General features: G+C 67.5%; 20 protein-coding genes. 12 read left to right on the top strand and 8 right to left on the bottom strand.

The features are described 5' to 3' along the window. Positions 1–7: 7 nt before the first annotated feature. On the bottom strand, positions 8–1,861 hold the full coding sequence (edd, locus tag BLV94_RS35035; protein WP_072947647.1) for a phosphogluconate dehydratase: 1,854 nt from the start codon (positions 1,859–1,861) through the stop codon (positions 8–10). Continuing rightward, on the bottom strand, positions 1,858–3,336 hold the full coding sequence (gene zwf / locus BLV94_RS35030) for a glucose-6-phosphate dehydrogenase (protein ID WP_072947644.1): 1,479 nt from the start codon (positions 3,334–3,336) through the stop codon (positions 1,858–1,860). Before zwf ends, edd begins: the two co-directional genes overlap by 4 nt. A gap of 151 nt (positions 3,337–3,487) precedes the next feature. Between zwf and BLV94_RS35025 the strand changes: the two genes are divergently transcribed. Then, positions 3,488–4,675 carry an ROK family protein gene (locus BLV94_RS35025; RefSeq protein WP_072947641.1) on the top strand — a complete coding sequence of 396 codons (1,188 nt, stop codon included), beginning with the start codon at positions 3,488–3,490 and terminating at the stop codon, positions 4,673–4,675. Between the two features lie 66 nt (positions 4,676–4,741). On the opposite strand, the gene catC is transcribed toward BLV94_RS35025, so the two are convergent. Genes catC through catA form a run of 3 tightly spaced genes read right to left on the bottom strand, consistent with a single transcriptional unit; the run spans position 4,742 to position 7,032 of the window. Continuing rightward, positions 4,742–5,023: a muconolactone Delta-isomerase gene (gene catC / locus BLV94_RS35020; protein WP_072947638.1), complete on the bottom strand. Its 282-nt coding sequence runs from the start codon at positions 5,021–5,023 to the stop codon at positions 4,742–4,744. Between the two features lie 15 nt (positions 5,024–5,038). Further along, complete coding sequence (locus BLV94_RS35015; protein WP_072947635.1) at positions 5,039–6,160, bottom strand: muconate/chloromuconate family cycloisomerase; 1,122 nt, start codon at positions 6,158–6,160, stop codon at positions 5,039–5,041. A gap of 29 nt (positions 6,161–6,189) precedes the next feature. Then, entirely contained in the window at positions 6,190–7,032 is an 843-nt protein-coding gene (gene catA, locus BLV94_RS35010; protein ID WP_072947632.1) for a catechol 1,2-dioxygenase, read from the bottom strand. Between the two features lie 206 nt (positions 7,033–7,238). On the opposite strand from catA, the gene BLV94_RS35005 reads away from it, so the two are divergent. Next, positions 7,239–8,009: an IclR family transcriptional regulator domain-containing protein gene (locus tag BLV94_RS35005; RefSeq protein WP_072947631.1), complete on the top strand. Its 771-nt coding sequence runs from the start codon at positions 7,239–7,241 to the stop codon at positions 8,007–8,009. A gap of 14 nt (positions 8,010–8,023) precedes the next feature. Here the strand turns inward: BLV94_RS35005 and BLV94_RS35000 are convergent, their stop codons facing one another. Beyond that, positions 8,024–8,563, bottom strand: a complete 540-nt coding sequence (locus tag BLV94_RS35000; protein WP_072947628.1) for a dioxygenase family protein — start codon at positions 8,561–8,563, stop codon at positions 8,024–8,026. A gap of 233 nt (positions 8,564–8,796) precedes the next feature. Here BLV94_RS35000 and BLV94_RS34995 point away from each other — a divergent pair, with 233 nt between their 5' ends. Together BLV94_RS34995 and BLV94_RS34990 are read left to right on the top strand one after the other, a co-directional pair. Then, entirely contained in the window at positions 8,797–9,744 is a 948-nt protein-coding gene (locus BLV94_RS34995) for an acyl-CoA thioesterase (RefSeq protein WP_072947625.1), read from the top strand. Positions 9,745–9,795: 51 nt separating this feature from the next. Beyond that, positions 9,796–11,280: a multicopper oxidase family protein gene (locus tag BLV94_RS34990; protein ID WP_072947622.1), complete on the top strand. Its 1,485-nt coding sequence runs from the start codon at positions 9,796–9,798 to the stop codon at positions 11,278–11,280. A 10-nt stretch (positions 11,281–11,290) separates the two neighbouring features. On the opposite strand, the gene BLV94_RS34985 is transcribed toward BLV94_RS34990, so the two are convergent. Beyond that, complete coding sequence (locus tag BLV94_RS34985; RefSeq protein WP_072947619.1) at positions 11,291–12,229, bottom strand: AraC family transcriptional regulator; 939 nt, start codon at positions 12,227–12,229, stop codon at positions 11,291–11,293. Positions 12,230–12,394: 165 nt separating this feature from the next. On the opposite strand from BLV94_RS34985, the gene BLV94_RS34980 reads away from it, so the two are divergent. Both BLV94_RS34980 and BLV94_RS34975 read left to right on the top strand, forming a co-directional pair. After that, the gene (locus BLV94_RS34980) at positions 12,395–12,955 is read left to right on the top strand and encodes a flavin reductase family protein (RefSeq protein ID WP_072947617.1); all 561 of its coding nucleotides are present in this window, start codon (positions 12,395–12,397) and stop codon (positions 12,953–12,955) included. 24 nt (positions 12,956–12,979) lie between these two features. Next, positions 12,980–14,596, top strand: coding sequence for a 4-hydroxyphenylacetate 3-hydroxylase family protein (locus BLV94_RS34975; RefSeq protein WP_072947615.1), 1,617 nt, complete (start codon positions 12,980–12,982; stop codon positions 14,594–14,596). A 22-nt stretch (positions 14,597–14,618) separates the two neighbouring features. On the opposite strand, the gene BLV94_RS34970 is transcribed toward BLV94_RS34975, so the two are convergent. Continuing rightward, complete coding sequence (locus BLV94_RS34970) at positions 14,619–15,566, bottom strand: AraC family transcriptional regulator (RefSeq protein WP_072947612.1); 948 nt, start codon at positions 15,564–15,566, stop codon at positions 14,619–14,621. Positions 15,567–15,771: 205 nt separating this feature from the next. On the opposite strand from BLV94_RS34970, the gene BLV94_RS34965 reads away from it, so the two are divergent. The 6 genes from BLV94_RS34965 to BLV94_RS34940 all read left to right on the top strand — a co-directional run bounded on the left by BLV94_RS34965 (position 15,772) and on the right by BLV94_RS34940 (position 22,426). After that, a complete protein-coding gene (locus BLV94_RS34965; RefSeq protein ID WP_072947610.1) occupies positions 15,772–16,983 on the top strand; it encodes a cytochrome P450 in 1,212 nt (403 codons plus the stop codon). 2 nt (positions 16,984–16,985) lie between these two features. Next, complete coding sequence (locus BLV94_RS34960) at positions 16,986–17,981, top strand: 2Fe-2S iron-sulfur cluster-binding protein (RefSeq protein ID WP_072947608.1); 996 nt, start codon at positions 16,986–16,988, stop codon at positions 17,979–17,981. 179 nt (positions 17,982–18,160) lie between these two features. After that, the gene (benA, locus tag BLV94_RS34955; protein WP_072947606.1) at positions 18,161–19,537 is read left to right on the top strand and encodes a benzoate 1,2-dioxygenase large subunit; all 1,377 of its coding nucleotides are present in this window, start codon (positions 18,161–18,163) and stop codon (positions 19,535–19,537) included. Positions 19,538–19,551: 14 nt separating this feature from the next. Then, positions 19,552–20,061 carry a benzoate 1,2-dioxygenase small subunit gene (gene benB / locus BLV94_RS34950; protein ID WP_072947603.1) on the top strand — a complete coding sequence of 170 codons (510 nt, stop codon included), beginning with the start codon at positions 19,552–19,554 and terminating at the stop codon, positions 20,059–20,061. A gap of 35 nt (positions 20,062–20,096) precedes the next feature. Further along, positions 20,097–21,635, top strand: a complete 1,539-nt coding sequence (benC, locus tag BLV94_RS34945; RefSeq protein ID WP_072947600.1) for a benzoate 1,2-dioxygenase electron transfer component BenC — start codon at positions 20,097–20,099, stop codon at positions 21,633–21,635. After that, positions 21,632–22,426: a 1,6-dihydroxycyclohexa-2,4-diene-1-carboxylate dehydrogenase gene (locus BLV94_RS34940; RefSeq protein ID WP_072947597.1), complete on the top strand. Its 795-nt coding sequence runs from the start codon at positions 21,632–21,634 to the stop codon at positions 22,424–22,426. Before benC ends, BLV94_RS34940 begins: the two co-directional genes overlap by 4 nt. The last annotated feature ends 141 nt before the right edge of the window (positions 22,427–22,567 follow it).

Raw genomic sequence — 22,567 nt, 5'->3', positions numbered from 1 at the left:
ATACTCCTTAGACGGGTTGGGGGTGGAAAACGCTGGCGCCCTGGGTCGCCGGTCCGACGGCGGCACGCAGGCCGGCGAAGAGTTCGCGGCCCGTGCCGACCCATTCATCGGCACTGAGCGCACGACCGGTCGCCGGGCGGGCGGCCAGTTCCTCGTCGCCTACGTGCACGTTCACGGATCCGGTCACGGCGTCGACGGTGAGGACGTCGCCGTCACGCACCCGCGCGAGCGGTCCGTCCGCCGCCGCCTCGGGGGTGAGGTGGATGGCCGCGGGCACCTTCCCGGACGCGCCGGACATCCGGCCGTCGGTGACCAGCGCGACCTTGCGGCCCTGATCCTGCAGAACGCCGAGCACCGGTGTGAGCTTGTGCAATTCGGGCATGCCGTTGGCGCGCGGCCCCTGGTACCGGAGCACGGCCACGAAATCGCCGGTCAGCGTGCCCGCCTCGAACGCGGCGAGGAAGTCGAGCTGATCGTCGAACACCCGGGCCGGGGCGGTCACCACGCGGTGGTCCGGGTGGACGGCCGACGTCTTCATCACGCACGAACCCAGGTTTCCGGTCAGCATCTTGAGGCCGCCGTTGACGTCGAACGGATCTTCCGGTCCGCGCAACACGCTGGTGTCGAGGCTGATTCGGGTGCCCGGCTGCCATTCGACGCCCTCGCCGGACAGCTTCGGCTCCTCGGTGTAACGGCGGAGTCCGGCGCCGACGACGGTCTTCACGTCCTCGTGCAGCAGTCCCGCATCCAGCATCGACGACACCACGTAGCCGAGGCCGCCCGCCGCGTGGAAGTGGTTCACGTCCGCCGAGCCGTTGGGGTAGATCCGGGCGAGCAGCGGCACCACCGCGGACAGTTCCGACAGGTCGTCCCACGTGAGGGTGATGCCTGCGGCGCGGGCGATCGCCACGAGGTGCATCGTGTGGTTGGTCGAACCGCCGGTCGCGAGCAGTGCGACGCAGCCGTTGACCACGGCCTTCTCGTCCACGACCTCACCGACCGGTGTGTAGTCGTCGCCGAGCGAGGTGAGACCGGTGACGCGCTTTCCCGCCTCCCACGTGAGGGCCTCCCGCAGCGGGGTGCCCGGGTTCACGAAGCTGGATCCGGGCAGGTGCAGGCCCATGACCTCCATGAGCAGCTGGTTGGAGTTGGCCGTGCCGAAGAACGTGCAGGTGCCGACACCGTGGTAGGACGCAGCCTCGGCATCGAGCAGTTGCTCGCGGTCGGCCTTGCCCTCGGCGTACAGCTGGCGGACGCGCGACTTCTCGTTATTGGGCAGACCGGACGTCATCGGCCCGGCGGGCACGAAGATCGTCGGCAGGTGGCCGAATCCGAGTGCGCCGATGAGCATTCCGGGCACGATCTTGTCGCACACGCCGAGCATGAGGGCGCCGTCGAACATGTCGTGGGACAGGCCGATCGCCGTCGCCATCGCGATGACGTCGCGACTGAACAGGGACAGCTGCATTCCGTCGCGGCCCTGGGTGATGCCGTCGCACATGGCGGGGACGCCGCCTGCGAACTGGGCGATGCCGCCGGCCTCCATGACCGCGGCCTTGAGCTGCCGGGGAAAGTGTTCGAACGGCTGGTGCGCCGACAGCATGTCGTTGTACGACGAGACGATCGCGATGTTGGGCTTGACGAACGCGCGCAGCGCCTTCTTGTCGGCCGGGCCGGACGCGGCGAAGCCGTGCGCCAGGTTCGCGCAGGCCAGCTTGCCGCGCGCCGGACCGCGGTCGGCGGCCTGCCGGATGCGGTCGAGGTAGATCGTGCGCTCGGGCCTGCTGCGCTCGATGATGCGTTCGGTGACGGCGGCGAGGACGGGGTGTACGTCGGCGGTGGGTGTGGGCGCGTCGGTCATGCGGTAACTCCTTCGTGCCAGGCGCGGCCGTCGCGCTCGATCAGGATGGTCGCGTCGGTGGGTCCGTTGGTGCCCGCCGGGTACCGCCGCGGTCCACGCTCGGACTTCTCCCACCCGACGAGGATCTGCTCGACCCACTCCCAGGCGGCCTCCACCTCGTCGCGGCGCATGAACAGGGTCGGGTTGCCCCGGACCACGTCCATCAGCAGCCGCTCGTAGGCGTCGGGCGACGGACGCTTGAACGTTTCGATGTAGTTGAGGTCCAGCGACACCGGCTTGAGGCGGATACCGCCGGGGCCGGGTTCCTTCGCCGTCATGTGCAGACGCATGCCCTCGTGGGGCTGCAGCTGGATGACCAGGCGGTTGGGTTCGCTGTGGCCCTCGCTGCCCGGGAACATGGGGTGCGGGACGGGCTTGAACTGCACGACGATCTCCGAGCAGCGCCGGTCCATGCGCTTGCCGGTGCGCAGGTAGAACGGCACGCCGGCCCACCGCCAGTTCTGGATCTCGGCCTTGACGGCGATGAACGTCTCGGTGGTGCTGTCCGGGTTCTCGACGTCGTCCTGGTATCCGGGGACGGCTTTCCCGTCGGCGAGCCCGGGGCCGTACTGGCCTGCGACCGTGCAGCGTTCGACGTCCTGCGGGCTCATCGGCTTGAGGGCCTGGAGCACCTTCAGCTTCTCGTCGCGCACGGTCTCGCGGTCGACGTAGGTGGGCGGCTCCATCGCGACGAGGCAGAGCATCTGCAGGAGGTGGTTCTGCAGCATGTCGCGCAGCGCGCCCGCCGACTCGTAGTAGCCGCCGCGGCTGCCCACTCCGAGCGACTCGGCGACGTTGATCTGCACGTGGTCGATCGACGAGGAGTTCCACAGCGGCTCGAGGAACGTGTTGGCGAATCGAGTGACCAGCAGGTTCTGGACGCTCTCCTTGCCGAGATAGTGGTCGATGCGGAAGATCTGCGATTCCTCGAACACTGCGCCGACCGCGTCGTTGACGGCGCGAGCCGAGGCGAGGTCGTGACCGATGGGCTTCTCCAGCACAACGCGGGACTGTGCGTCGGCGAGACCGTTCAGGGCGAGGTTCTCGCAGATCGGCCCGAACAGGCCGGGAGCGCACGCCAGGTAGAACACCCGGATGGCGCCTTCCCGGTCGGCGAGACAGTCCTGCAGGCCCGTCCAGTTCGCCGGGTCCGCGACATCGACGGTGACGTATTCGAGGCGATTGAGAAATCGCTCACAGGTGTCCGAATCCAGCTGATCGCCGGAGACGAAACGCGCGAGTTCTCCTCGCACCTTGTCGCGGTAGCCGTCGGTGTCGAGACCGGCTCGCGAGGCACCGATCACGCGGGTTTCGGCGGGCAGCTGACCGTCCCTGTCGCGCAGGTAGAGCGCGGGAAGCAGCTTACGAACCGCCAGGTCGCCGGTGCCGCCGAACACGACGAAATCGCACGGTTCCACGGTGGTCGCTGGTGACATGTCATCTCCCTCTGAAAGCCGGATGTGTGGGCCATCACAGACGAGAGTAGGCGACCTTTGGCTTTTGATCAATACAAACTTAAGTATTTCGACGAACAAAGATCTGAACCTTACGTTGTCAGACGCGTGTCCGGTTGGTTGAATGGCCTGCATGCGGACGCCTCGCTCGACGACCTCCCCGGCGACGGGTGGCGACGTTTTCGCCCTCATTCGCGCAGGGCTAGCCACCACGCGCACCGAGATCGGCAACCTCACGGGGCTGTCCCGCACGGCCGTCGCGGCCCGGGTGTCGTCGCTGCAGGCGTCGGGACTCGTCGTCGAACGCGAAGAGGGCGTGTCGACCGGCGGACGCCCGCCGGTGAAACTCTCGTTTCACGTGCAGGCCGGAGTGGTGCTGTCGGCCGCCATCGGCCGGAGCCGCACCCAGCTGGCCATCTGCGACCTCGCAGGCGACGTCATCGTCGCCGAGGATGTGGAGCAGGAAATCGGCACGAGCCCGGCCGAGCTGATGCCCGTCATCGCGAGGCGTCTCATCGCGCTGCGCGAGGGCCTGGGCGAGACCGCGGGGCGGACGGTCGGGATCGGGATCAGTCTCCCCGGCACCGTCGACACCGAGCGCGGGTGCAGCCTGAACTCTCCCATGATGTCGGGCTGGGACGGCGTTCCGCTGCAGCCGTTCCTCGCCGATGTCACCGACGCGCCCGTCTTCGTCGACAACGACGCCAACGTCATGGTCCTGGCCGAGCGACGCGGGGAACGCCGAGACTTCGCCGACATGCTGCTCATCAAGGCGTCGACCGGGCTCGGCGCCGGACTCGTGTCCGGCGGCGTGCTGCAGCGGGGCGCCCTGGGCGCGGCAGGCGAGATCGGACACACGAAAACCGCAGCGGCACAAGGGGTGGTGTGCCGCTGCGGTGATGTGGGATGTATCGAGGCCGTCGCCGGCGGGTGGGCGCTGGTCCGCAACCTGCAGGAGCAGGGACGCGAAGTGACGCACATCCGCGACGTGATCACCCTCGCCCTCGCCGGCGACGCCGAGGCCCGGCGGATGATCCGCGAGAGCGGGCGCCAGATCGGCGAGGTCCTGTCGGGGGCGATCAACCTCCTCAACCCGGAGGTCGTGATCGTCGGCGGCGACATGGCGCAGGCGTACGACACGTTCGTCGCCGGGCTACGCGAAACCCTGTACGGCAACGCGATCGCCGTCGCCACCCAACAGCTTCAGATCCTCCCCTGGACGCACGGGGAACTGTCCGGCGTCGTCGGCAGCGCCACCATGGCACTCGACCACGTCCTCAGCGTGCGCGCCGTGGACCAACTGCTCGCGCGGCAGAAATAGGCGGCTCCGCCGCCTGTGCGTGGTTGACGAGTCCAGAGACTCGTCAACCACGCACGGGCCGGAGGCCTACTTGACGTCGGAACCGTGCCGGGTGAGCGGCATGATCTCGATCTTCATGTACGGGAACAGTGGAAGGTTCCACAGGATCTCGTGCAGTTCGTCGGCCGACTCGACGTCGAAGATGCTGATGTTGCTGTACTGACCGACGATCCGCCAGATCTCGGGCCACTTGCCGGAGCGCTGAAGCTCCTGCGAGTAGGCCTTCTCCTTGGCGATCGTCTCGTCCCGGACCTTCGGGTCGAGGTCGCGGGGAATGGCGACGTCCATGCGCACGTGAAAGAGTGCCATCGGGTGGTGTCCTCCTCAGTTCCTGGTCCAGGTCTTGACTGCGTCCATGTTGAGCTCGACTCCGAGTCCGGGGCCTTCGGGCAGGGACACCTGGCCGTCGGCGTAGCGAAGCGGTTCCTGCAGCAATTCCTCACTGAACAGCAGGGGCCCGAACAGTTCGGTGCCGAAGTTGATGCCGGGCTCGGCGCAGGCGAACTGAATGGACGCCGCGGTCCCGATCGGGCCTTCGATGGACGTGGCTCCGTGGCAGGCGATTCCGGCTGCCTTGGCGATCGCGACCACTTCGCGGCTCTTCGCGAGGCCACCGCATTTGGTGGTCTTGAGCGCGATGACGTCGGCGGCGCCGCGGCGGGCGACCTCGAGGGCGTCGTGCGGAGTCTGGACACTCTCGTCGGCCATCACCGGGACGGGGACGAGCCGGTTCAGCTCGGCGAGGACCTCGAGTTGCTCACCGGGTGTGGGCTGCTCGATCAGTTCGACGCCGCCGTCGACGAGGCGGGGCACGTACTTCAGCGCGGTCAGCCGATCCCAACGGGCGTTGACGTCGATCCGGACGCCGGCCTTGCCCTCGAGCGCCTGGGCGATCCGGACCACCCGAGCCGTGTCGACGGCAGGGTCGAGCGCACCCATCTTCAGCTTGAAACTGAAGTGCCGCTTCGACTCGACCAGGCCGAGGGCCTCCTCGATGATCTCCTCGGCGGGTGCGGCGCCGAGGGCCCAGGTGACGTCGACGCTCTTCCGGAAGGCGCCGCCGAGCAGCGTGTGCACGGGTACGCCCAGGCTGCGGGCCCAGGCGTCGTGCAACGCGACGTCGACGGCCGCCTTCGCGAAACGTGCATTGGCGACCACCCTTTCGATGTCCGACATGATGCCGGTGATCTCGTCGACACGCCGCCCCAGCAGGACCGGGGCGATGTACTTCTCGATGATCGCCTGCATCGTCTCCACCGACTCGCCGCCCCACCAGGGGCCGCCGGGGACGACGCCCTCGCCGTGGCCGGTCACGCCGCCGGCGGTCTCGACCGCGACCAGCAGGAGCGGCTGCGCGGTCATCGACGTGGTCGCGAACTTGTGGGGACGCACCAGCGGCACATCGAGGATCGTCGTTTCGACGGAGACGATCGACAGGTCGGTCATCGGATCACTTTCTGTACGGGTGGAACGGGTCACGCGGGGTCGAGCACGAAGTTGTAGGTGACGTAGTTCTTGCCGTCGTCGCCGGTCTTCGGGTCGAGGATCAGTTCCGGCTTGGTGGCCGACGCGACGTCGCTGTCGATCCACTCGCCGCCCTTGAAGTACAGCTGCGTGGTGACCGACTCCTTGCCGGGCGCCGACACGATGAGGTGCAGGTGCGCGGGACGCCACGGGTGGCCGTTCTGCGCCTCGATGAACTGGCCGGTCGGGCCGTCGGTCGGGATCTGGTAGGGCGCAGGCTGGATCGTGGTGATCTCGTAGCGCCCCTCGTCGTCGGCGATGATCGTGCCCCGCAGGTTCCACTCGGGCAGGTGCGGTGCGAACTGCGAGTAGTAGCCGTCGTTGTCGGCGTGCCACAGTTCGACCTTCGCCCCGGCGAGCCCGTTGCCGCCGAGGTCGGTGACCTGGCCGGCGAAGACGAGCGGGGTGATCTTCTCGTCCTCGGCACGCATCGGCAGGGTGCACGTGGACGGCAGTTCCGGCGAGTTCTCGATGTAGTACGGGCCCTCGATGCTGCCCTTGGTGCCCTTGCGGGAGCGGGCGAGGACCTCTTCGACGGAGTGCTCGATGAACACGTCGAGGAACAGCGGCCACTCGCCGCCCTCGCCGACGTCGATCAGCCACTGCTTGAACACGCGGTATTCGGGGTAGGTGACGCCGTGCTTGAGGATCACGTCGTTGAGCGCGCCGAGGGCGTCCTTGGCGATCGCCGCGAGCCGCTCGGGCGAGGTGTCGGCGCTGACGCGCTCGGCCTTGAACTTGTCGGTGGCGGCGGAGCCGGATCCGGCTGCGGTGGGGCTCTCGGTGGTGGTCATCGTTTCTCCTCGGGCTGAAGGAATTCGGACAGGGCTGGTATCGAGTTTTGGGCGACGCGGTGGGTGTTCACACGCCGGAGGGTCTTGCATATGTACGCTGTGCGTACTAACATCACGCTGTGCGTACACCACTACTGTGCGCGCAGTCACATTGAAATGTCAACCCCGAGTCCGAAGACGCACACGAATCGCTGGTGGAGGCCGCAATGACCGAGAGCGATCGCGATTACATCCAGAGCATCGAGCGCGGTTTCGCCGTGCTGCTGGCCTTCGACGCCCAGCGCCCGAACCCGACGCTCGCCGAACTCGCGACGGAAGCGGGACTGTCGCGCCCCGCCGTCCGCCGGATCCTGCTCACCCTGCAGAAGCTGGGGTACGTCGCGGGGGCGGGAGGCCGGTGGTCGCTCACCCCCCGCGTGCTCAGCATCGGACAGCACTACTCGGAGTCGCACGCGCTCATCGAGGCCGCGATGCCCCGGCTGCTCGAGGTGGCCGAGAAGACCCAGGAGTCCGCGTCGCTCGGTGTGCTCGACGGCGCCGACGTGGTCTACGCGGCGCGCGTCCCCGTCCGGCGGATCATGAGCATCAACGTCTCCGTGGGCACCCGTGTCCCCGCGTACGCCACGTCCATGGGCCGTGCGCTCCTGGCCTGGGCCCCCGCCGACGTCGTCGAGCAGGTGGTCGCCGAGTCCACGTTCCAGAAACTCGGGCCCGAAACCATCGGCTCCGCGGCCGAACTCGAGCGGGAACTGACCAAGGTCCGCGAGCAGGGGTTCGCCCTGACGGCCGAGGAACTGGAGAAGGGGCTCATCTCGCTCGCCGCACCGGTCCGCGACGCCGGCGGCACGGTAGTCGGCGTGGTCGCGTGCTCCACGTCGTCCGCGCGCAACACTCCGGCGCAGTTCCGCGAACAGGCCGTTCCGTGCGTCCTCGCCGCCGCGGCCGCCCTGAGCGCGGACATGGGTTACGCCGGCTGACGGCGGCACGCCGGTCAGATCGGATCGAGCACGAAGTCGCAGGAGACCACTCCATCGGCACCGACGTCGACAAGCGTCTCGACGGCGGAACTGCCCACTTCTCTCGACGCGCCGGGCGTAGGGACCAGCCTCGTCGCGAGCGGGCGGAACCCGCGCGCGTGCACGATCACGTTGAGGTGCCCCACGTCGGCATCGCCTCGGGCGCTGGAGAATTCGCACGGCGCGGGCTGCACCGTCGCGATGTCGAAGCGACCGCCCGCGCAGGTGACGACGATGCCGCGCAGGTTGTTGCGGAGGATCTCCACGGAATACCCGGAATAGCATCCGTCGGCGTCCGCGTGCCAGATCTCGATCTCCGCACCCGACAGCGGTTCGCCGGTGCGGGACCGGACGACGCCCGTCATCCGCAGCGGCGTTCCGGGTTCGCCGGGAAGTGCCGCGAGGTTCGCGGTCCACGGCAGCACCCGCTGCGCGGGGAGGTAGAACTCCCGGTCCACGTAGTCGAGGCAGGCCCGGTCGGCCCGGGGTGCGGTCGTCGTCGACGTTGAGGTCATCACCTGATCCGATCACTCGTGCACGCTGTGCGTACACAGGGAACGCTGTGCGGTCGTGGTCGAGTGTGCGCGCAGTCACAGGCGTTCGTCAACTGCGCTCCGTTCACATCGCGAACGGGTCGGTACGGGGCAACTGTGGGATAATTTCCCGGCCACCGGCGGACAACGACGTTTCGCCGTCGCCCGGTGCGCGCCCTCGCGCCGGCCACGTCGAACACCCGAGGAACACATCGATGACCACCCCTCCCCGCAGCATCACCCTCCGCTTCCTCGCCGCACCCACCGAGGTCGCGACACTCGGAGGTGCAGTCCAGGGCGGCCGCATCCTCGAATGGATCGACAAGGCCGCGTACGCCTGCGCGGTCGGCTGGAGCGGGAGTTACTGCGTCACCGCGTACGTCGGAAACATCAAATTCACCCGGTCCATCGAGTCCGGACATCTCGTGGAGGTCGAAGCGCGCCTCGTCCACACCGGGCGCTCCAGCATGCACATCCAGTGCACGGTCTCGTCCGCCGACCCTCGGACCGGCCAGTTCACCGAGGCCAGCAACTGCCTGATCATCTTCGTGGCCGTCGACGACTCCGGAAAGCCGACGACCGTGCCGCCGTGGAAGCCCGTCACCGCCGCCGACCACGCCGAGTCCGAGGAGGCCGTCATGCGCATCGGCCTGCGGGCCGACATCGAAGAGGCGATGAGCAAGCAGAGCTACACCGACGCGGGCACCGCACCGGAATCGCTGACCCGCTTCCTGGCCGCGCCCACCGACGTCAACTGGGGCGGCAAAACGCACGGCGGGACCGTGATGCGCTGGATCGACGAGGCCGCCTACCTGTGCGGCACGTCGTGGAACGGCACCCCGTGCGTGTCCGTGTACGCCGGCGGTGTCCGGTTCTACCGCCCGATCCAGATCGGGCACGTCGTCGAGGTCGACGCCCGCCTGCTGCACACGGGCGCGCAGACCATGCACATCTCGGTGCACGTGCGATCGGGCGACCCGCGCACCCGGGAAATGAACCTCACCACCCACTGCCTCACCGTCGTCGCCGCTGTCGACGACGACGGCGCGACCACGGCTGCGCGGCAGTGGGTTCCGCAGTCCGACGAGGATCGCAAGCTGGAGGCGCACGCCCGCGAACTCATCGCCCTCCGCGACCGGGCGCGAATCGGCGCCCTCGCGTAACCCACCCGGGTAGCGTCACGGGAAATGGTCTACCCGCGGAAGGAGCGGGGGATGCCCGGCGACCGTCCACTCGACGTGCAGTTGTCCCGGCGGCACGTGCTGCAATGGGGCGCGGGAGCCGCGCTGCTCGGACTCACCGCGGCCTGCGCCCGCAACGAGAACACCGAGGCGGCGATCGGACCGGATTCGCCGCAGGTGCGGACGTTCGCCGAGGCCGAGTCGCGGCGGTTCCCCGGCGGCCGTCCGGTCGCCTACGAACTGACCGCGGCGCAGTCCGACGTCGACCTCGCAGGTACGCGCACCGCGGCGTGGCTGTACAACACGCAACTGCCGGGCCCGGTCGTGCGCGCGAACGTCGGCGACCGGGTCCAGGTGCGGTGTCGCAACCAGCTCCCGGACCCCACGACCGTGCACTGGCACGGGCTGGCCATCCGCAACGACATGGACGGGGTCCCGGACGTCACGCAGGCCCCGATCCCGGCGGGGGACGAGTTCGTCTACGACTTCATCCCGCCCGACCCGGGAACGTACTGGTATCACACGCACGGCGATCTCCAGCGCGGCCGCGGGCTGTACGGGGCGCTGATCGTCGACGACCCCGCAGCACCCGCGAACTACGACGCCGAGTTCGTCGTCGTGCTGTCCGACTGGCTGACCGATCGCACGCCGACGCAGGTCTTCGACGAGCTGCGGGGCGGGCGGATGGCGTCCATGCCCGATATGACGTCGGCCGCGCTCGGCGGCGACGCCGGCGACGTCCGGTATCCGGTGTATCTCGTGAACGGCAGAACTCCCGCCGACCCGGTGGTCTTCACCGCCCGAGCGGGGCAACGCGCCCGCATCCGGCTGATCAACGCCGGCGACGACACGGCGTTCCGGGTCGCGCTGGGTGGCCACCGGCTGACCGTCACGGACACGGACGGTTTCCCCGTCGAACCGGTCGACACCGATTCGGTGCTGATCGGCATGGGCGAGCGGTACGACGCCGTCGTCACCCTGCAGGACGGGGTGTTCCCGCTGGTCGCGGTCGCCGAGGGGAAGGGGGCGCAGGGATTCGCGGTGGTCCGCACCGGGGGCGGCGCGGCACCCGCCCCCACTGTGATGCCCGCCGAACTCACGGCACCGCCGCTCACCGTGGCCGACCTGCAGGCCACCGAGGCCGCGCGGCTACCGGTTCTCGACCCGGCCGTCACCCTGGAGGCGTCGCTCGGCGGCGACATGAATGCCTACTCGTGGACCGTGAACGGCCAGGCGTATCCCGACCACACACCCCTGACGGTGCACTCGGATCAGCGGGTACGGCTGGTCTACACGAACAAGACGATGATGTGGCATCCCATGCACCTGCACGGGCACACGTTCGCGGTGGCCCGGATGGACGGCTCCGGACCGCGGAAGGACACCGTGATCGTGCTCCCCGGCCAGACCGTCGCCGCCGACATCGACACGACCAATCCAGGTCAGTGGATCACACACTGCCACAACGACTATCACCTCGCCGCGGGCATGGCGACCATCTTCTCCTACGTCGACTGAGCCCGGGCCGTCAACCCCGGAGCGCCTCCGAGGGCGCCACACCGTACTTGCGGCGGTACGCCGCCGCGAACCGGCCGGTGTGGGTGAAACCCCACCGCATCGCGACTTCGGCGACCGTCTGTGCACCGTTCGCGCGCAGCAGGTCGTCGTGGACGCGTTCGAGTCGCACGTCCAGCAGGTAGTCGCGGGGGCTCACCCCGACATAGTCGCGGAACCCCTCCTGCAACCGGCGCACGCTGACCCCGGCGACCTCGGCCATGTCGGCCGCCGTCCAGGCGCGGGACGGGTCGGCGTGGATCTCGTCGACCACCCGCTTCACGATCCGCGGACGCGCGCATCCCACCCCGGCCCCGTCGTCCGGGACCGCGGCGAGCACCAGCGCGGTGGTGACCGCCCCCGACAACTGCTCCGCGACGAGCGCGTTGTTCAGCACCCCGTCCGACTCCAGCATCTGCTTCAGCAACGACCGCACCAGAGCGAGCCAACTCGCGCCGTTCTCGGTGGTCACGTCGATCTGCGGGGGTAGCTGGATGTCGGGCCGGGCCAGGATCCGCGACATTTCCCGGTGCAGGTGGTCTCGGTCGACGCGGACCCCGATGATCGAGCACTCCTCGCTCCAGTTGGTGATGAGCGTCGACGTGTCGGGCGGGCAGATCGTCCCGGAACCCGGCGCCGACAGCACCTCGTTCCTGCCGGTCACCGACTCGAGGTGCCCCGACAGCGGGACGTTGACGGCGTACGCGCCGGGGTGGTCGGACCGGATCGACACATCCGCACCCCAGCCGATGTGCGTGATCTTCACCGGGCCCAACTCCACGGCCTCCGCGACCGTATTGGTGGCCTTCGACCTGCTCAGCGGCGTGAGGGTGTGCGGAAAGTACACGTCCGACACGACGTGCGACGCCTCGTCCCAGTCCTCGGGGCGGGAAATCTTCGACGTGGCCGACATGGCACCAGTGTGACCGCGCACACTTCGCAATGCAATCGAGGCCCCCGCCTCAACTCGCCGCGCAAAGCGGATCACCTCCGCGCTCAGCGGATCGACGCCCCGTTCCCGCGGTCGTACGTTTCTCCGTACCTCAACAGCGCCCCGGACAGGAAGGGAGGCTCCGAAATGGAGCAGCGCGAACTCCGGAACATTTTCGGGCAGTTTGCCAGCGGAGTCACGGTCATCACGTGCGCCAACTCCGACGGTCTGCCGCACGGAGCGACGGTCACCGCCTTCACCGCCGTCTCGATCGAGCCGAGGCTGTGCCAGATCACCCTGACCCGAAAGTCGAAGGCCTGCAACTACTTGAGCAAGTCGCCGTTCGCCGTCAACATCCTCGCCGCGGACCAGGTGGACACCGCGATGCATTTCGCCGGACGCCCGCAGAACCCCGAACCCGTGTGGGCCGACGGACCGACCGCCCCCGTCCTCTGCGGCGCCGCCGCCACGCTGTCCTGCGAACCGTGGGCGGAGTACGACGGCGGCGACCACATCATCTTCATCGGTGAAATCGTGGCCGCCGAATCGAGCGGCAAGGATCCACTGCTGTTCTACCGGAGCACGTTCCACGACCTCGGTTCCCCGTCGGCGTCGGCCGCGTGGAACGGATCGATGGACGATCCGAACAGCGGATGGTTCGACTCCACCACCTCCTTCGCCCCCTTCCACCTTCAGCCCGTCCACTGACCGCCGAATCCGAAAGGACCCACCATGACCACCACCGAAAGCGCTCCCGAGACCACGCTCGACCCGACGAAGGTCAACCCTGCCGCGGACTGTGAAGCCAACCGCACCGCGAACTTCGCCACCCGCCCGATGACCGGTGACGAGTACATCGAGTCCCTCAAGGACGACCGCGAGATCTGGCTGCACGGCGAGCGCGTCGAGGACGTCACGACGCACCCGGCGTTCCGGAACCCGATCCGGATGACCGCGCGTCTCTACGACTCGATGCACACCGGTGAGCACGTCGACAAGGTCACCACGTCCACCGACACCGGCAACGGCGGCGTCACGATGCCGTTCTTCAAGGCCCCCACCTCCTCGGACGACCTGCTGAAGGAACGCGACGCCATCGCCACCTGGGCGCGGATGACGTACGGCTGGATGGGTCGCTCCCCCGACTACAAGGCCTCCTTCCTCGGTACCCTGCACGCGAACAAGGAGCTGTATTCGCCGTTCCAGGACAACGCCGAGCGCTGGTACAAGGAATCGCAGGAAAAGGTCCTGTACTGGAACCACGCCATCATCAACCCGCCCGTCGACCGGCAGCTCCCGCCGGACGAGGTCGGTGACGTGTTCATGAAGGTGGAGAAGGAGACCGACGCCGGCCTCATCGTCTCCGGCGCGAAGGTCGTGGCCACCGGGTCCGCCATCACCAACTACAACTTCATCGCCCACTACGGGCTGCCGATCAAGAAGAAGGAATTCGCGCTCATCTGCACCGTCCCGATGGACGCGCCGGGCGTGAAGCTGATCTGCCGGTCCTCGTTCACCCAGAACGCGGCCGTGATGGGCTCCCCGTTCGACTACCCGCTGTCGAGCCGGATGGACGAGAACGACACCATCTTCATCTTCGACAAGGTGCTCGTGCCGTGGGAGAACGTCTTCATGTACGGCGACGTCGACAAGATCAACGGCTTCTTCCCGCAGTCCGGGTTCCTGCCCCGCTTCACGTTCCAGGGCTGCACGCGTCTCGCGGTGAAGCTCGACTTCATCGCCGGCATGCTGATGAAGGCCCTCGACGCCACCGGCGCCGGCGGATTCCGCGGTGTGCAGACCCGCGTCGGCGAAGTCATCGGCTGGCGAAACCTGTTCTGGTCACTCACCGAATCGATGGCACGCAACCCCGAGCCGTGGATCGGCGACACCGTCATCCCCAAGCTCGAGTACGGCCTCACGTACCGCATGTTCATGATCCAGGGCTACCCGCGGATCAAGGAGATCATCGAGCAGGACGTCGCGTCCGGCCTGATCTACCTCCCCTCGAGCGCACGCGACTTCAAGAGCCCCGACGTCCGCCCGTACCTCGACAAGTACGTTCGCGGCTCCGACGGCATGACCGCCGTCGAACGCGTCAAGATCATGAAGGCCCTGTGGGATTCGATCGGCAGCGAATTCGGTGGCCGCCACGAACTCTACGAGCGCAACTACTCCGGCAACCACGAAAACGTCAAGGCCGAGCTGCTGTTCGCCGCCGAGAACCGCGGCGACGTCGCCTCCATGAAGGGACTCGCCGAGCAGTGCCTGGCCGAGTACGACCTCGACGGCTGGACGGTGCCCGACCTCATCGGCAACGACGACGTCTCGTACTTCGGCAACAAGTAGCCCCACACACGCGCACTCCCCGTCAGAAGCGAACGAGCTCTGACGGGGATTTGCCGTACCTACGGCGGTACGCGGCGGAGAACCGGCCCGCGTGCGTGAAACCCCATCGGGCAGCGACTTCGGAGACGGTGACACTCGAACCCAGCGCCTTCAAGTCTTCGTGAGCGCGGCTCAGCCGGATGTCGAGGAGGCATTCGGAGGGGCTGCGCCCGACGTACTGGCGGAACCCTTCCTGCAGGCGGCGGACACTGGTGCCCGCCAACTCGGCCATGTCGGCCGCGGTCCACGCCCTTGCCGGATCGTCGTGAAGTCCGTCGAGGACCCGTTTGACGATCCGCGGTCGCGGGGCGCTGGGGTGGGCCTCCTCGTCGGGGGTGACGGCGAGGATGAACGCCGACGTGATCGCGCCGGCGAGTTGCGGGCCGACCACCGGGTTCGCGAGAAGGTCGGCCGGCTCCCGCAGTTGCGCGGTCAGTGAGCGCACCAGACGGAACCAGCTGTTTTCGGCCGCACCGGTGAGATCCAGCTGTGCGGGCAGGCGCAGCCCGGTCCGCAGCTCGGAACCGAGGATCCGGTCGGCCTCCTGTTCGAGGAAGTCGCCGTCGAATTTGACGCCGAGCACCGAGCAGTCGCCGCTCCACCGGGTGATCAGGGTCGGCTCGTCCGCCCGGAAGACGGTGGCCTGCCCCGGCCGCGACACCACCGTGCCTCCCGGCGAACGGGACTCCAGCGAACCGGACAGCGGGATGTTGACCTCGTACGCACCCGGGTAGTCACATTCAATCGACACGTCCGCGCCCCAGCCCAACCTGCCGAGCGTGACGGGACCGAAGTCGACGGTCCGCATCGACAAGGTCATCGCACCGCCCGACGACAGGTCGGTCAGCGTATGGGGAAAGTACGCACCGGCCACCGCTCTCGACGCCGCATCCCAGTCCCGGGTCTCGGTGATCGTCGATGCCATCGTCATGCACCTGCCTCGCTGAAGAATCGATTCCGACCAATTGAAGCTGCGCCGGGACTCCGGGTCGAGGATAACTGAGATGCCGATCACAACTTGTCGCGCACATCGTCCAGACCCCGCGCAGAGTGGCTAGACGACCCGCCGACCTGCGCAATACGTTCTCCCCACGCCGCCACGGCCGCGAAAGTTGTTTCCGAAGAGGAGAATTGACATGACCGCCACGCTGTCCTGGATCGACGAGATCACGATGACGGAGCTCGAGCGCAACCCGTACCCGGTCTACGAACGGCTGCGCGCCGAGGCGCCCCTGGCGTACATTCCGGTTCTCGGGTCGTTCGTCGCGACCACCGCCGACCTGTGCCGCACCATCGCCAACAGCCCCGACTTCGAGGGGATCATCACGAAGGCCGGCGGACGCACGTTCGGCCACCCGGCGGTGATCGGAGTCAACGGTGAAATCCACCGTGACCTGCGGTCGATGGTCGACCCGGCGCTGCAACCGTCGGAGGTGGATCGGTGGGTCGACGGGCTCGTCCGGCCCATCGCGCGGCGCTACGTGGAGCAGTTCGAGAACGACGGCACCGCCGATCTGGTGTCGCAGTACTGCGAGCCGGTCAGTGTGCGCGCACTCGGTGATCTGCTGGGTCTGAACGACGTCAGCTCGGACACGTTGCGCGACTGGTTCCACCGGTTGTCGAACTCCTTCACCAACGCGGGCGTGGACGCGAACGGAGAATTCACGAACCCGGAGGGCTTCGTGCAGGGCGACGAGGCGAAGGCCGAGATCCGGGCCGTCGTCGATCCGCTCATCGACAAGTGGACCGTCGACCCCGACGACAGCGCCATCTCGCACTGGTTGCACGACGGCATGCCCGAGGGGCAGGTCCGCGACCGCGAGTACATCTACCCCACCCTGTTCGTCTACCTGCTGGGCGCGATGCAGGAGCCCGGCCACGGCATGGCGTCGACGCTCGTGGGTCTGTTCACCCGCCCCGAGCAGCTGGAGGCCGTCGTCGACGAGCCGGCGCTGATTCCGCGGGCGATCTCCGAGGGAATGCGCTGGACCTCCCCGATCTGGTCGGCCACCGCCCGCATCAGCACCCGGGACGTCACGCTGGGGGACGTGTTCCTTCCCGAGGGATCCGTGGTGCTGCTGTCCTACGGTTCGGCCAACCACGACACCGCCGTCTACGACGCCCCCACCGACTACGACATGACGCGTCCCCCGCTCCCCCACCTGGCGTTCGGTTCCGGCAACCATGCGTGTGCGGGCATCTACTTCGCCAACCACGTGTGCCGGATCGGCCTGGAGGAGCTGTTCGAGGCGATCCCGAACCTCGAACGCGACGCCGGCGCAGACGTCGAGTTCTGGGGCTGGGGTTTCCGCGGTCCGACCGCTCTGCGGACCACGTGGGAGGTGTAGCCGTGACCTTCACCGTCTCGGTCGGCACCGACAGCGTGGAATGCCGCCCCGACCAGCCGATCCTGGACGCCCTCCTCCGGGGCAGCGTGTGGATGCCGAACTCGTGTAATCAGGGCACGTGCGGGACGTGCAAGCTGCGGGTGGTGTCGGGGTCCGTCGACCACGGGCGCTCGCCCGAGAACACCCTGTCCCCGGCCGAGCGCGAGCAGGGGTTCGCGCTGGCCTGCCAGGCGACCCCGTGCAGCGACACGGTGGTCGAACGCCTGGACGCGTCGCCCGCGGGCGACGTCCACGCACTGCGGGACGTCGTCGGCACCGTGAGCGCGATCGAGGACGTCGCCCGCGACACGAGGCGTGTTCTCGTCACGCTCGACAGCCCGCTCGAATTCTCCGCAGGGCAGTATGTCGAACTGCGGGTCCCCGGCACCGGCCATGGTCGCCAGTACTCGATGGCGAACACGCCGGGCGAGTCGAAACAGCTCGAGTTCCACATCCGCAGGCAACCAGGCGGAGCGGCGACGGACGGCTGGGTGTTCAGCTCGATGTCCGTCGGTGAGCGCGTGGACATGGTGGGCCCGCTCGGCGACTTCCGTCTCGACCCGGAGGACGAAGGTCCCATGATCCTGCTCGGCGGCGGAACCGGTCTCGCCCCGCTGAAATCGATAACTCGCCAGGCACTCACGAAAGAACCGGACCGGGCGGTCCACCTGTATCACGGCGTGCGCGGGGAAGCCGACCTGTACGACGTGGACCTGCTGCGGGAATGGGAGCGGGCGCACCCAGGGTTCCGATACGTTCCGTGCCTGAGTGACGAGGCGTGGTCCGGGCGGTCCGGTTACGTCACCGATGCGTTCGTGGAGGACTTCGACACCTGTCGCGGCCACTCCGGATACCTGTGCGGGCCGCCCGCGATGGTCGACGCCGGGATCAAAGCGTTCAAACGCAGGCGGATGGCTCCGCGGCGCATCTTCCGGGAGAAGTTCACCCCCGCCGGCTGATCACGGGATCGATGCACGCCGGGGCCCCCGAGACCCCGGCGTGCGCATGCCGAACACGTCCTAGCCAGTACTCGGTAAATGCCTAGTGTGATGCAGCGCACAGGCTGCAAGAGTGGAATCCATTGCCGGACCCGGGCGCCCCCGCAGGGCGCAAGCCCCCGGAGATCTTGGAGGATCCCATGACTGAAACCCTGTACTCAGCGCCGTCCGAGGACGTGCGCGCCAAGCTGGCCGACGCACTCATCGAAGACTCGGAAACCGGCCGCTACCAGGTGCGACGAAGCGTCTTCACCGACGAGGACCTGTTCGAACTGGAGATGAAGCACATCTTCGAGGGCAACTGGATCTACCTGGCCCACGAGAGCCAGATCCCGAATGTCGGCGACTACTTCACCACGTACATGGGCCGCCAGCCGATCGTGATCTCCCGCAACAAGGAGGGCGAACTCAACGCCCTGGTGAATGCGTGCAGCCACCGCGGCGCGATGCTCTGCCGGCGCAAGACGGACAACCGGACCACATTCACCTGCCCGTTCCACGGCTGGACGTTCAACAACTCCGGCAAGCTGCTCAAGGTCAAGGACCCGCGCGAGGCCGGCTATCCGGAGCAGTTCAACAAGGATGGCTCCCACGACCTCACCAAGGTCGCGCGGTTCGAGAACTACCGCGGATTCCTGTTCGGCAGCCTCAACGCCGACGTCCCGCCGCTCGAGGAACACCTCGGGGACACCACGAAGATCATCGACATGATCGTCGACCAGTCGCCCGACGGACTCGAGGTGCTGCGCGGTGCGTCCACGTACACCTACGACGGCAACTGGAAGCTGCAGACCGAGAACGGTGCCGACGGCTACCACGTGTCCGCCACCCACTGGAACTACGCGGCGACCACGTCGCGGCGCGAATCCGGTGAGTCCACCAACGCCACGAAGGCGATGGACGCCGGCAAGTGGTCGAAGCAGCAGGGCGGCTACTACTCGTTCGACAACGGCCATCTGCTGCTGTGGACCAAGTGGGCCGACCCCGCCAACCGTCCCCTCAACGAGCGCCGCGACGAACTGGTCGCCGAGTACGGCGAGGACCGCGCCGACTGGATGATCGGGGTGTCCCGCAACCTGTGCCTGTACCCGAACGTGTACCTGATGGACCAGTTCGGTTCGCAGATCCGGCATTTCCGTCCGATCTCCGTCGACAAGACGGAGGTCACCATCTACTGCATCGCCCCCAAGGGTGAGAGCCGGACGGCACGCGCCGCCCGCATCCGCCAGTACGAGGACTTCTTCAACGCCACCGGTATGGCCACCCCGGACGATCTCGAGGAGTTCCGCTCCTGCCAGAAGACGTACCAGGCCGGCGCCGCACCGTTCAACGACCTCAGCCGCGGTGTCACCCATCAACTCCGGGGCCCCGACGAGGACGCGAAGAAGATCGGCATCAACCCCATCTCCAGTGGTGTGAAGACCGAGGACGAGGGCCTCTACCCGATCCAGCACGGCTACTGGGTGCAGACGCTCACCAAGGCGCTCGACGCCGACGTTGCCGCGAACAACCGCTGAGGGAGACGATCACCATGACTGCAGTAGCCGAAAGCACCGTCACCCAGCACGACATCGAGCAGTTCCTCTACCGTGAGGCCCGCTACCTCGACGACCGCGAGTTCGAGAAGTGGATCGAGTGCTATCACCCCGACTCCGAGTTCTGGATGCCGGCGTGGGCCGACGACGGTGAACTGACCACCGACCCGATGACCGAGATCTCCCTGATCTACTACGCCAACCGCGGCGGCATCGAGGACCGGGTGTTCCGCATCAAGACCGACCGGTCGAGCGCGACGAGCCTCCCGGAACCGCGCACCGGGCACAACATCTCGAACGTCGAAGTGATCGAGCGCCGCGGCGACGTCGTGGACATCCGGTTCAACTGGTTCACCCTGTACTTCCGGTACAACACGGTCGACACGTACTTCGGGAACTCCTTCTACACGATCGACTTTTCCGGTGAGCAGCCTCTGATCATGAAGAAGAAGGTCGTGCTCAAGAACGACTACATCCACCACGTGGTCGACATCTATCACATCTGATCTCCTTCCATTCTTCGCGAATCGAGCTGTTTTCCATGACTTTCCAAGTTGCACTGAGTTTCGAGGACGGGATCACCCGCTTCATCAAGTGTGACGGCGACGAGACGGTCGCCGACGCGTCCTACCGCGCACGCATCAACATTCCCCTCGACTGCCGAGACGGGGCGTGCGGCACCTGCAAGTCGCTCTGCGAGTCCGGCACGTATGACGGCGGCGACTACATCGAAGAAGCGCTCACCGACGACGAGGCGGAGCAGGGTTACTGCCTTCCGTGCCAGATGATGCCGGAAAGCGATCTGGTGCTGCAGATCCCGACCACCTCGGATGTCGCCAAGACGGCGGCGGGCACGTTCACGTCGACGATCACGGAGATCCGGAAGTTCTCCGACACCACCATCGGGTTCACCATCGACATCACGAACCGGGACGACCTCGTCTTCCTCCCGGGGCAGTACGTGAACATCACCGTTCCCGGGACCGAGGCGACGCGCTCGTATTCGTTCAGCACCGGACCCACGTCGAAGGAACTGTCGTTCCTGGTCAAGATCACCGACGGCGGCCTGATGTCGGAGTACCTCCGCGACCGCGCACGGGTCGGCGACGCACTCGAGTTCACCGGCCCGATGGGAAGCTTCTTCCTGCGTGAGCAGAAGCGCCGCGCACTGCTGCTCGCCGGCGGCACCGGGCTGGCCCCGCTGCTGTCGATCCTCAACAAGATGCGCGCCGACGCCGTCGACCACCCCGTGCACCTGATCTACGGTGTGTCGTCCGACGCGGACCTGGTGGAACTGGACAAGCTCGAGGAGTACACGAAGTCGCTGCCGCAGTTCACGTTCGACTACTGCGTGTCCGACCCGGCGAGCAGTGCCCCGAACAAGGGGTACGTGACCGGCCTGTTCGAACCCGCGCACCTGAACGACGGCGACGTGGACGTGTACCTGTGCGGCCCGCCGCCCATGGTCGAAGCGGTGCGCGACCACCTGAAGGCGGAGGGCGTCACGCCGGCGAACTTCTACTTCGAGAAGTTCAATAACGCGGCGACACCGAGCGGGTCCGAGCCATCCGCACCGCCGGCGGCGGACGCGGCCCCGGCGGCACCCGGGTACGAGATCGGCGAGGAGCACCAGCCGCTGTCCGAGTCGGATGCGCAGTTCGACGCCCGCATGGCGCTCGAACTCGGCGCGATGGAACTGACCATCGGCCGGATGACGCGGGAACAGCTGTCCGAGTACCGGATCCTCGCCGAGACCTCCTGCGAATCGATCGAGAACGACCACTTCACGGACGCCGGCGCGTTCACCGACACCAACGCCTCGTTCCACGAGTTCCTGTTCCGGTGCACCGCCAACGACGTACTCCTGGAGGCGTACAACCGCCTCGAGGTCACCCAGCTGATGACCAAGGTGCTCCGCACCGCGGACTGGGTGGACGAGCACATCCAGCACGACCACCTTGACATCGTCGCCGCGTTCGAGAGGGGTGACCGCGCCGCCGCCCACGACCTGATCGTCAGCCACAGCGCGCACGCGAAGGCCACCATGTGCCGCGCCATCGAGAGGAGTGCCGTCGCATGAGTGGATTCGTCACTCCGCACCGATTCGACGGCAAGGTGGTCGCGGTTACCGGCGCAGCGCAGGGCATCGGCCTGACGGTCGCCACCCGACTCGCGGCCGAGGGTGCGTCGCTGATCCTGATCGACCGCGCCGACCTCGTACACGACGTCGCGAAGGGCTTGCGGGAGAACGGCACCGAGGCGCACAGCATCACCGCCGACCTGGAGCAGTTCGCCGACGCCGAGGCGGCGATCGACGAGGCGCGGCAGCAGCACGGCCGGCTCGACGTGCTGATCAACAACGTCGGCGGCACCATCTGGGCCAAGCCGTACGAGCACTACACCGCCGAGCAGATCCAGGCGGAGGTGCAGCGCTCGCTGTTCCCGACCCTGTGGACGTGCCGTGCCGTCCTCCCCCACCTCATCGCGCAGCAGTCGGGCACCATCGTCAACGTGTCGTCGGTGGCCACCCGGGGTGTCAACCGCGTGCCCTACGCGGCGTCGAAGGGCGGGGTCAACGCCCTCACCGCCTCCCTCGCGCTCGAAGCGGCGCAGTACGGTATCCGCGTGGTGGCCACCGCTCCCGGCGGCACCGAAGCGCCGGCGCGTCGTGTCCCCCGCGGTCCCGGCGCGGACACCGATCGGGAAAAGGCCTGGTATCAGCAGATCGTCGACCAGACGGTCGACTCGTCCCTGATGAAGCGGTACGGCACTCTCGACGAGCAGGCCGCCGCGATCGTCTTCCTCGCCTCGGGCGAGGCTTCGTACATCACCGGCTCGGTCCTGCCCGTCGCCGGTGGCGACCTCGGCTAACCCCCACAGATCTCGACCGCCTCATCGGCGGGGCGCATTGCACCGTCTCGCCGATGAGGCATTTCTCTACCCGAATTCAACTGTGACACAACGCACTTTCATATAAGACCCGGTTCCCCGTCACACCCACCGAGCGGAGAT

This window comes from Rhodococcus koreensis, from assembly GCF_900105905.1.
Taxonomy (GTDB): domain Bacteria; phylum Actinomycetota; class Actinomycetes; order Mycobacteriales; family Mycobacteriaceae; genus Rhodococcus_F; species Rhodococcus_F koreensis.
This window is presented reverse-complemented; position numbering and strand designations above follow the sequence as displayed.

Coding starts and splice junctions, on each gene's coding strand:
- edd (WP_072947647.1), bottom strand. CDS start 1,861: ATGACCGACGCGCCCACACCCACCGCCGACGTACACCCCGTCCTCGCC.
- zwf (WP_072947644.1), bottom strand. CDS start 3,336: ATGTCACCAGCGACCACCGTGGAACCGTGCGATTTCGTCGTGTTCGGC.
- BLV94_RS35025 (WP_072947641.1), top strand. CDS start 3,488: ATGCGGACGCCTCGCTCGACGACCTCCCCGGCGACGGGTGGCGACGTT.
- catC (WP_072947638.1), bottom strand. CDS start 5,023: ATGGCACTCTTTCACGTGCGCATGGACGTCGCCATTCCCCGCGACCTC.
- BLV94_RS35015 (WP_072947635.1), bottom strand. CDS start 6,160: ATGACCGACCTGTCGATCGTCTCCGTCGAAACGACGATCCTCGATGTG.
- catA (WP_072947632.1), bottom strand. CDS start 7,032: ATGACCACCACCGAGAGCCCCACCGCAGCCGGATCCGGCTCCGCCGCC.
- BLV94_RS35005 (WP_072947631.1), top strand. CDS start 7,239: ATGACCGAGAGCGATCGCGATTACATCCAGAGCATCGAGCGCGGTTTC.
- BLV94_RS35000 (WP_072947628.1), bottom strand. CDS start 8,563: ATGACCTCAACGTCGACGACGACCGCACCCCGGGCCGACCGGGCCTGC.
- BLV94_RS34995 (WP_072947625.1), top strand. CDS start 8,797: ATGACCACCCCTCCCCGCAGCATCACCCTCCGCTTCCTCGCCGCACCC.
- BLV94_RS34990 (WP_072947622.1), top strand. CDS start 9,796: ATGCCCGGCGACCGTCCACTCGACGTGCAGTTGTCCCGGCGGCACGTG.
- BLV94_RS34985 (WP_072947619.1), bottom strand. CDS start 12,229: ATGTCGGCCACGTCGAAGATTTCCCGCCCCGAGGACTGGGACGAGGCG.
- BLV94_RS34980 (WP_072947617.1), top strand. CDS start 12,395: ATGGAGCAGCGCGAACTCCGGAACATTTTCGGGCAGTTTGCCAGCGGA.
- BLV94_RS34975 (WP_072947615.1), top strand. CDS start 12,980: ATGACCACCACCGAAAGCGCTCCCGAGACCACGCTCGACCCGACGAAG.
- BLV94_RS34970 (WP_072947612.1), bottom strand. CDS start 15,566: ATGACGATGGCATCGACGATCACCGAGACCCGGGACTGGGATGCGGCG.
- BLV94_RS34965 (WP_072947610.1), top strand. CDS start 15,772: ATGACCGCCACGCTGTCCTGGATCGACGAGATCACGATGACGGAGCTC.
- benA (WP_072947606.1), top strand. CDS start 18,161: ATGACTGAAACCCTGTACTCAGCGCCGTCCGAGGACGTGCGCGCCAAG.
- benB (WP_072947603.1), top strand. CDS start 19,552: ATGACTGCAGTAGCCGAAAGCACCGTCACCCAGCACGACATCGAGCAG.
- benC (WP_072947600.1), top strand. CDS start 20,097: ATGACTTTCCAAGTTGCACTGAGTTTCGAGGACGGGATCACCCGCTTC.
- BLV94_RS34940 (WP_072947597.1), top strand. CDS start 21,632: ATGAGTGGATTCGTCACTCCGCACCGATTCGACGGCAAGGTGGTCGCG.